8 protein-coding genes are annotated in these 8,298 nt (G+C 69.0%); 6 read left to right on the top strand and 2 right to left on the bottom strand.

Annotated elements, in window-relative coordinates; genetic code table 11:
• From WBL05_RS04300 to WBL05_RS04285, 4 genes are all read left to right on the top strand, one after another.
• Positions 1–390 (top strand): C40 family peptidase (locus tag WBL05_RS04300; RefSeq protein ID WP_424224000.1); only part of this gene is annotated, 390 nt, incomplete at its 5' end.
• Between the two features lie 59 nt (positions 391–449).
• On the top strand, positions 450–2,126 hold the full coding sequence (pgi, locus tag WBL05_RS04295; RefSeq protein WP_424223999.1) for a glucose-6-phosphate isomerase: 1,677 nt from the start codon (positions 450–452) through the stop codon (positions 2,124–2,126).
• A gap of 31 nt (positions 2,127–2,157) precedes the next feature.
• Positions 2,158–2,802, top strand: a complete 645-nt coding sequence (locus tag WBL05_RS04290) for a SanA/YdcF family protein (RefSeq protein ID WP_424223998.1) — start codon at positions 2,158–2,160, stop codon at positions 2,800–2,802.
• 36 nt (positions 2,803–2,838) lie between these two features.
• Positions 2,839–4,194: a UDP-glucose dehydrogenase family protein gene (locus WBL05_RS04285; RefSeq protein WP_424223997.1), complete on the top strand. Its 1,356-nt coding sequence runs from the start codon at positions 2,839–2,841 to the stop codon at positions 4,192–4,194.
• A gap of 6 nt (positions 4,195–4,200) precedes the next feature.
• Here the strand turns inward: WBL05_RS04285 and WBL05_RS04280 are convergent, their stop codons facing one another.
• The gene (locus WBL05_RS04280; protein WP_424223996.1) at positions 4,201–5,019 is read right to left on the bottom strand and encodes an aldo/keto reductase; all 819 of its coding nucleotides are present in this window, start codon (positions 5,017–5,019) and stop codon (positions 4,201–4,203) included.
• Positions 5,020–5,076: 57 nt separating this feature from the next.
• Here WBL05_RS04280 and argS point away from each other — a divergent pair, with 57 nt between their 5' ends.
• Complete coding sequence (gene argS, locus WBL05_RS04275; RefSeq protein ID WP_424223994.1) at positions 5,077–6,711, top strand: arginine--tRNA ligase; 1,635 nt, start codon at positions 5,077–5,079, stop codon at positions 6,709–6,711.
• On the opposite strand, the gene ppgK is transcribed toward argS, so the two are convergent.
• The gene (ppgK, locus tag WBL05_RS04270) at positions 6,712–7,605 is read right to left on the bottom strand and encodes a polyphosphate--glucose phosphotransferase (RefSeq protein WP_424223992.1); all 894 of its coding nucleotides are present in this window, start codon (positions 7,603–7,605) and stop codon (positions 6,712–6,714) included.
• Between the two features lie 73 nt (positions 7,606–7,678).
• Between ppgK and WBL05_RS04265 the strand changes: the two genes are divergently transcribed.
• The gene (locus WBL05_RS04265; RefSeq protein ID WP_424223990.1) at positions 7,679–8,227 is read left to right on the top strand and encodes a hypothetical protein; all 549 of its coding nucleotides are present in this window, start codon (positions 7,679–7,681) and stop codon (positions 8,225–8,227) included.
• Positions 8,228–8,298: the final 71 nt, after the last annotated feature.

The following is an 8,298-nucleotide window of genomic DNA, read 5'->3' as shown; positions in this document are numbered from 1 at the left end:
GCACCGAGCACCTCGGCCGCGGCACCCGCCCCGTCCTACGCCAGCGGCAGCGCCCAGGGCGCGGTCGGCTTCGCCTTGGCCCAGGTCGGCAAGGCCTACGCGTGGGGCGCCACCGGCCCGGACGCCTACGACTGCTCCGGCCTGATGGTCGCCGCCTACCAGTCGGTGGGCATCAGCCTGCCCCGCACAAGTGGCGCGATGATGTCGGCCGGCTACGCGGTCTCGCAGGCCGAGTTGCAGCCCGGTGACTTGATCATCTCCTACGGTGGCGGGCACGTTGGCATGTACATCGGCAACGGCCAGATGGTGCACTCGGCGACCTACGGCGTCGGCGTCACCGTCGACTCGATCAGCGGCTACTCCATCGACGCTATGCGCCGGGTGGCCTGAGCAGCGGCATCTGTCGGTGCTTGCCATTGGCAGGCAGGTTGTGGTGGTTAAGTAGACCCATGCGTACTCCGGTTGATGCCACCACTACCCAGGCGTGGGCCGACCTTTCCCGGCTCCATGACCAGACCAACGTCGACTTCCGGCGCTGGTTCGCCGAAGACCCCGATCGTGCCAGGCGCTTCTCGCTGAGCGCCGCCGACCTGTTCGCCGACCTGTCCAAGAACTACCTCACCGACGAAGTGCGCGATGCCCTGGTGAGGTTGGCCGAACAGGTCGGTGTCGCCGAGCACCGCGACGCCATGTTCGCCGGTGAACGGATCAACACCACCGAGAACCGTTCGGTCCTGCACACCGCCCTGCGACTGCCGGCCGACGCGTCCCTCAACGTCGAGGGCACCGACGTGGTGGCGCAGGTGCACGAGGTGCTGGATCGCATCTATGCGTTCGCCGACAAGGTGCGCAACGGCGAGTGGGTCGGCGTCACCGGCAAGCCGCTGACCACCATCATCAACATCGGCATCGGCGGCTCCGATCTCGGCCCGGTGATGGTCTACGAGGCCCTCAAGCCGTACAAGCAGGCCGGCATCGAGTGCCGCTTCATCAGCAACATCGACCCGGCCGACATGTTCGAGAAGACCCACGACGTCGACCCCGAGACCGTGCTGTTCATCGTGGCGTCCAAGACGTTCACCACGCTGGAGACCATGACGAACGCCCGGATGGCGAAGAACTGGCTGATCAACTCGCTGCAGGGCGCAGAGATCATCGACGGCAGCGAACAGGCCCGCGCCGACGCCATCCGCCGCCACTTCGTGGCCGTGTCGACCAACCTCGAGAAGGTCGCCGAGTTCGGCATCGACCCGGACAACGCGTTCGGCTTCTGGGACTGGGTCGGCGGCCGCTACTCGGTCGACTCCGCGGTCGGCCTGTCCGACGTCATCGCGCTCGGCCCCGACAACTGGCGCGATTTCCTGGCCGGCTTCCACGCCATGGACGAGCACTTCCGCACCGCCCCGTTCGCCGAGAACCTGCCGGTGATGATGGGCATGCTCAACGTCTGGTACAACAACTTCTACGGCGCCCAGTCGCACGCGGTGCTGCCCTACGCCCAGTACCTGCACCGCTTCGCCGCCTACCTGCAGCAGTTGACCATGGAGTCCAACGGCAAGCGGACGCGCTGGGACTCCTCGCCGGTCACCACCCAGACCGGTGAGGTCTTCTGGGGCGAGCCGGGCACCAACGGCCAGCACGCCTTCTACCAGTTGATCCACCAGGGCACCAAGGTGATCCCGGCCGACTTCATCGCGGTGGCCACCCCGGCCCACGCGCTGCGCGAGGGCGGCAACGACGTGCACGCGCTGTTCCTGTCCAACTTCTTCGCCCAGACCGCCGCGCTGGCGCTGGGCAAGACCGAGGACGAGGTGCGCGCCGAGGGCACCGCCGAGCAGATCGTGCCGGCCCGTGTCTTCCCGGGCAACAAGCCGACCACCTCGATCATGGCCCCCGAGCTGAGCCCGCGGGTGCTGGGCGAGTTGATCGCGCTGTACGAGCACATCACCTTCGTCGAAGGTGTCGTGTGGGGGATCAACTCGTTCGACCAGTGGGGTGTCGAGCTGGGCAAGGTGCTCGCCAGTCAGATCGCGCCCGCGGTGACCGGCGACGATGACGCGCTGAACGCCCAGGACGCGTCCACCCGGAACCTGATCGACTACTACCGGGCGAACCGGCGCAACTGAGGGCTTGAGCCGAAAACATAGGGTGGGCAGTATGCGCATTTTCTGGCGCCTGATGCTCACCCTTCTGCTCCTGGCCACGCTGGTCGTGGGTGGGCCATGGCTGCTGGTCCAGTTGCTGACCGTCGGTCGCACCTGGACCAGCGCGGACGAGGCGCCTGGGCGTGACGTGGTGCTGGTGATGGGCGCCGCCACCCGTTACGGGCTGAGTCCCTCGCCCTACCTGCAGGCCCGGCTCGACCTGGCGCTGGAACTCTGGCGGCAGGGCAAGGCGCTGGTCTTCATCGTCTCGGGCAGCACCAGCGACAACGAGCCGGCGGTGATGCGCGCCTATCTTGAGCAGAACGGCGTGCACCCCGCCGACATTGTCGAGGACACCGGTGGCAACGACTCCTTCTCGTCCTGCGTCCGGGCGGGGGAGCGGTTCGGGGTGGCCGAGTTGACCGTGGTGACCCAGAGCTACCACGTGCCGCGCACCGTGGCGACCTGCCGGCTGGTCGGTGTGGACGCGATCGGCGTCGGCGACGACACCCGGGCCAAGGACGACACCTGGCGCAGCTACGAACGCCGGGAGCTGGGCGCGAACATCAAGATGGTCTACGACGTCGTGATCAGCCGTGAGGTCGGCCAGTCCGGCTACGACCCGGCGGTGCAGGAGGCGCTGGCCCGGCACTACTGAACCGCCAGCCAACCCGCGGCGGGTTAGGGTATTCACGTGCGTATCTCAGTGATCGGTTGCGGCTACCTCGGCGCGGTGCACGCGGCCTGCATGGCAAGGCTCGGACACGACGTGATCGGGCTCGATGTCGACCAGGCGAAGGTCACTTCCCTGAACGCGGGAGTGCCGCCGTTCTACGAACCGGACTTCCCCGAGCTGCTGACCAGCCAGCTGGCCGCCGGCCGGCTGCGGTTCACCACCGATGCCAGTTGCATCGCCGACGCGCAGGTCCACTTCATCGCGGTCGGGACGCCGCAGTTGGCTGGCCGCAACGCCGCCGACCTGAGTTACGTGCGGTCGGCGGTGAACACCTTGATCGAAGTGGTCGGCACCAGCGCCGGCCCGGCGGTGATCGCCGGCAAGTCGACCGTTCCGGTGGGCACCGCCGAGCGGATCCAGCAGATCTGCGATGAGTCCGGCAAGGACCTGGTCGTGGTGTGGAACCCGGAGTTCCTGCGCGAGGGCTTCGCGGTGCAGGACACCCTGGCCCCCGACCGCATCGTCTACGGGCTGCCCGACGATCCCGAACGGGCCGAGATCGGGCGGCGCTGCCTGGACGAGTGCTACCAGGAGCTGCTGGGCGACCGGACGCCCCGGTTGCTGACCAACCACGCCACCGCCGAACTGGTAAAGGTCGCCGCCAACAGCTTCCTGGCCACCAAGATCAGCTTCATCAACGCGATGGCCGAGCTGTGTGACGCCACCGGCGGTGACGTCACCCAACTCGCGGAGGCGATCGGTTACGACGACCGGATCGGCCGCAAGTTCCTGCGCGCCGGGGTCGGGTTCGGCGGTGGTTGCCTGCCCAAGGACATCCGGGCGTTCATGGCCCGCGCCGGCGAGCTCGGGGTCGACCAGGCGCTGACCTTCCTGCGCGAGGTGGACGCGATCAACCTGCGGCAGCGCGACAAGGCGGTCGAGATGGCGTCCAAGCTGCTCGGCGGCCGGTTCGTCGGGCACAAGGTCGCCGTGCTCGGTGCGGCGTTCAAACCCAACAGCGATGACCTGCGCGACTCACCGGCCCTGCAGGTGGCGCAGCAGATCTGGTCGCGGGGGGCCGATCTGGTCATCACCGACCCGGCCGCCGCGGACGCGCTGCGTCACAAGCGGCCGAACCTGCAGGTCGTCGACACCGTGGCCGAGGCGGTCCAGGACGTCGACGTCGTCCTGCTGCTGACCGAGTGGCAGGAGTACCGCGAGCTCGACCCGGTCGAGCTGCGCAACCTGGTGCGCACCCCGAACATCATCGACGGCCGCAACGTGCTCGAGCCGGCCCGCTGGATCGAGGCCGGCTGGAACTACCGCGGGATGGGGCGGCACGCCAACCGGACGGCGACCCCGGTCAGCCTGTGAGCCCGCTCAGTCGACGTCGGGACGGTTGAGCGAGTCGATCAGCCCCATCTGTTCGCGGCTCAGCTCGAAGTCGAAGACGTCGAGGTTGTCGGCGATGCGCTGGGGGTGCGACGACTTCGGGATCGGTGTCAGGCCGTGCTGCAGGTGCCAGCGCAGCACCACCTGGGCGGGTGTGCGTCCGGCCGTCTCGGCGATCTGCTGCACCACCTGGTCGGTCAGGTCGGACGCCTGGCCAAGCGGGCTGTAGGAGACGACGGCGATCTCGCGGTCGGCCATCTGGGCGCGCAGCTCGGGCTGGCTGTAGGTGGGGTGCAGTTCGACCTGGTTCACCACCGGTGCCATCCCGTGCAGCGCCGCGATGTGGTCGGCGGTGAAGTTGCTGACGCCGATCGAGGTGGTCAGGCCCTCGTCGCGGAACTCCTGCAGGGCGTCCCAGCAGGTGATGTAGGCGTTGCCGTACCTGCGGACGCCGGGGGAGTGGATCAGGTAGAGGTCGAGGTGGTCGACGCCCAGGTCGGTTAGCGTGGTCTCCAGCGCCCGCCGGGCGGCGGCGGGGGCCAAATCGTCCGGGTGCACCTTGCCGGTCAGGAAGAGCTCGTTGCGGGCGATGCCGGACGCCGCCAGCGCCCGTCCGATCCAGGCCTCGTTGCGGTACAGCGTCGCCATGTCGAGGTGCCGGTAGCCGACCTCCAACGCGCGGGTGACCGCGCGCTGGGCCACCTCGCCGTTCAGGTCCCAGGTGCCGAAACCCAGCTGGGGCATCTGGTGGCCGTCGGATAGCCGAACTTGCGGGATCTGGGTCACGTCACGTCCTTTCGCAGCCATCCCCCCACCGTACTTGGGTGTTCGAGGCCGCCTTGGCGCCGTGACACAATGACCCACATGTCTTCTTTGCCCTCCCAGTTGTCGCAGCGTATCGAGGCCGTGGCCGGGATTGATCCCGAGCTGCGTCCGGCCACCAAACCGCAGTTCGGTCACTTCCAGACCAACGTGGCGCTGCGCCTTGCGAAGCAGGAGGGCGCCAAGCCGCGCGAAGTCGCCGAGCGTATCGTCGGCCAGCTCGACCTGGCTGACCTCTGCGAACCGCCCGAGGTTGCCGGGCCCGGGTTCATCAACCTGCGGATCCGCTCCGACGTGCTGGGCGACACGGTCACCGCGCAGCTGGCCGACCCCCAGGCGGGCATCCGTCGGGTGGCCGAACCGCAGCGGGTGGTGATCGACTACTCCTCGCCCAACGTCGCCAAGCAGATGCACGTCGGCCACCTGCGCTCCACCATCATCGGCGACTGCTTCAACCGGGTGCTGTCCGCCGTCGGCCACGACGTCATCGCCCAGAACCACGTCGGCGACTGGGGGCGGCAATTCGGCATGCTGATCGAGCAGGTGCTGGATGAGGGTCTTGACCTGGCGTCCCTCGACCTGGCCGGCGCGGAGGAACTGTACCGCCGGGCGAATGCGCACCTGGAGGCCGATGAGTCGTTCGCCGAACGCGCCCGCGAACGGGTGGTCAAGCTGCAGTCCGGCGACCCCGCCACGCGCCAGGCCTGGCGGCGGCTGATCGAGATCTCGCTGGCCGGGTTCAACCGCACCTACGCTCGGATGAACGTCCTGCTGACCGACGCCGACGTGGCCGGTGAGTCGAGTTACAACGCCATGCTGGACGCAATCGCTGCCGACCTGGAGGAGCGCGGGATCGCCCGGGTGGACGACGGAGCCTTGGTGGTGTTCGCCGAGGGCTTCGACGCGCCGGCCATCATCCGCAACTCCGCCGGCGGCTACGGCTACGACGTCACCGACATCGCCGCGATCCGTTACCGGGTGGACGAGCTGGAGGCGCGGCGGCTGATCTACGTCACCGACGCCCGCCAGCGCCGCCACTTCGAGTTGGCGTTCGAGGTAGCCCGGATGGCCGGCTACCTGCCCGACGGCGTGGTCGCCGAACACGCCGGCTTCGGCATGGTGCTCGGCCCCGATGGCACCCCGATCAAGACCCGCGAGGGCGGCACCGTCACCCTCGACTCACTGCTGGACGCCGCCGAGGAGCACGCCGCCCCCGAGATCGCGCTGGCCGCGATCAAGTACGCCGACCTGTCCAACAGTTTGCAGAAGGACTACGTCTTCGACGCCGAGCGGATGACCCAGACCACCGGCGACACCGGCCCCTACCTGCAGTACGCGCACTCCCGCTGCGCCGGCATACTGCGCGAGGCGGCGGCGCGCGGCCACGATTACCAGGGCATCACCGTGCTGGCCGAGCCGGCCGAGCAGCAGCTGGCGTTGTGGCTGACCAGGTTCGGCGAGACCGTGCACGTGGTCGCCGACGACCTGACCCCGCACAAGCTGTGCACCTACCTGTTCGAGCTGGCCACCCTGTTCTCGACGTTCTATGAGCAGTGCCCGGTGCTGAAGAGCGAGGGTGAGGTGCGGGCGTCCCGGCTGGCGCTGGTGGCGGCCACCCGGCAGGTGCTGGCCGCCGGCCTCGACCTGCTGGGCATCGTTGCGCCAGATCGGATGTGATCAGGCGCTCTGCTTGCGGCTCCGCCGCCCGCCACGCTTCTTGCGCTCCGGTTCGGACGCCGCAGGCGCGGGGGGGTCGTCCCACAGCCGGATGTCGACAGGCTGCCGGCCGGGTTGGCTGGTCGGCACATTGACCGGCAGGCTCATCGCAACCGTGGCGGCACCCACGATGCCGGCCTCGTTGAACAGCTTGGCCGGCACGATCGGGGTGTTCAGCTGCAGCAGCGGCAGGAACTGTTCATGCCTCTTGGAGACCCCGCCACCGACCACGAACAGGTCGGGCCACAACAGCATCTCGACGGTCGAGTAGTACACCTGCAGCCGGCGGGCCCAGCGCTTGTAGCTGAGCCGGGCCTTCGACTTGGCGGCGGCGGACGCCTGCGACTCGGCGTCGAGACCGCCGATCTCGAGGTGCCCCAGTTCGGAGTTGGGCACCAGTCGGCCCTCGTGGATGACGGCCGAACCGATGCCGGTGCCCAGTGTGGTGACGATGACCAGCCCGAAGTTGTCCTTGGCGGCGCCGTAGCGCACCTCGGCCAGGCCCGCGGCGTCGGCGTCGTTGACCAGCATCGCCTGCCGGCCCAGCCGCTGGCTGAACAGTTCGTCGACGTTGCAGCCGACCCAGGACGGGTCGAGGTTGGCCATCATCGGCACCACACCGTGCACCACCGGGGCCGGGACGGTGATGCCGATCGGCTGGTCGCCGATCTGGTCGGCGAACCGCTCGACGATCCTGGCGACGATGTCGGCGCAGGCCTGCGGGGTCGACTTGCGCGGGGTAGGGATGCGCAGCCGCTCGGCCACCAGCGTGCCGGTGGTCAGGTCGACCGGTGCCCCCTTTATGCCGGACCCGCCGATATCGATGCCAAGGACAGGACGGTCAGCCACGCTCATGGCTGACATCGTAGCCACCGGGCACCACCGGGGCCCAGGCCGGGCCGGTACGGCCGGTGGCTACGCTGGCTGGGTGAAGCAGCGCGACTACCACGAGACCTGCCATGGCCACCACCCACAGCACCCGGATGGCGGGGAGTGGAACCACGTGATGGTGCTGCACGACGGCAGCACGGTTTACGCCGACACTGCCGCCGAGGTGCTGTCGGAGCTGTTGCCCGGCTACCAGGAGCTGGACGCCCAGGCCCGACGCCGGACGAGGATCCGGCACGCCCAGCAGGTGGCCGGGCTGGTGCAGCGGCTGCAGCTGGAGCAGGCGATCGCCCAGGGCGAGTTCGACCAGTCCGATCCCGGGCAGGCGGCCCTGGCCGACATCCTGACCACCGACAAGTCGGTGTCGCTCGGTTTGGAGCTGCCGGACGCCCCGGGTCGCGCCGCCGACTGGTTGCCGCAGCTGCCGCTGGTGCTGGTGACCACGAACTACGCCCCGCACACCAGGTACCCGCGGGTCGGTGGCAACGTGGTCTGGATCGACCCGGCCGACGAGGTCGGCTACCTCGCCTCGCTGCACCGGACGGGGGTCTTCAGCTACTGGACCTCGGCTGCTCCTGCCACGGCCTAGGCGCCAGCAGCGGACCCCCGGCGGCTCCGGGCGGTGGCGGCGTCCACTGGGCCGGCGGGGCCGGGGGGGGC

Source organism: Brooklawnia sp. (assembly GCF_049651565.1).
Lineage (GTDB): Bacteria > Actinomycetota > Actinomycetes > Propionibacteriales > Propionibacteriaceae > Brooklawnia.
The sequence above is the reverse complement of the archived record's forward strand: the minus strand, read 5'-3'. Positions and strand labels throughout refer to the sequence as shown.

Bases quoted from the DNA above. Each gene is read 5' to 3' on its own strand.
- WBL05_RS04290 (WP_424223998.1), top strand. From the start codon at position 2,158: ATGCGCATTTTCTGGCGCCTGATGCTCACCCTTCTGCTCCTGGCCACG.
- pgi (WP_424223999.1), top strand. From the start codon at position 450: ATGCGTACTCCGGTTGATGCCACCACTACCCAGGCGTGGGCCGACCTT.
- ppgK (WP_424223992.1), bottom strand. From the start codon at position 7,605: ATGAGCGTGGCTGACCGTCCTGTCCTTGGCATCGATATCGGCGGGTCC.
- WBL05_RS04280 (WP_424223996.1), bottom strand. From the start codon at position 5,019: ATGGCTGCGAAAGGACGTGACGTGACCCAGATCCCGCAAGTTCGGCTA.
- argS (WP_424223994.1), top strand. From the start codon at position 5,077: ATGTCTTCTTTGCCCTCCCAGTTGTCGCAGCGTATCGAGGCCGTGGCC.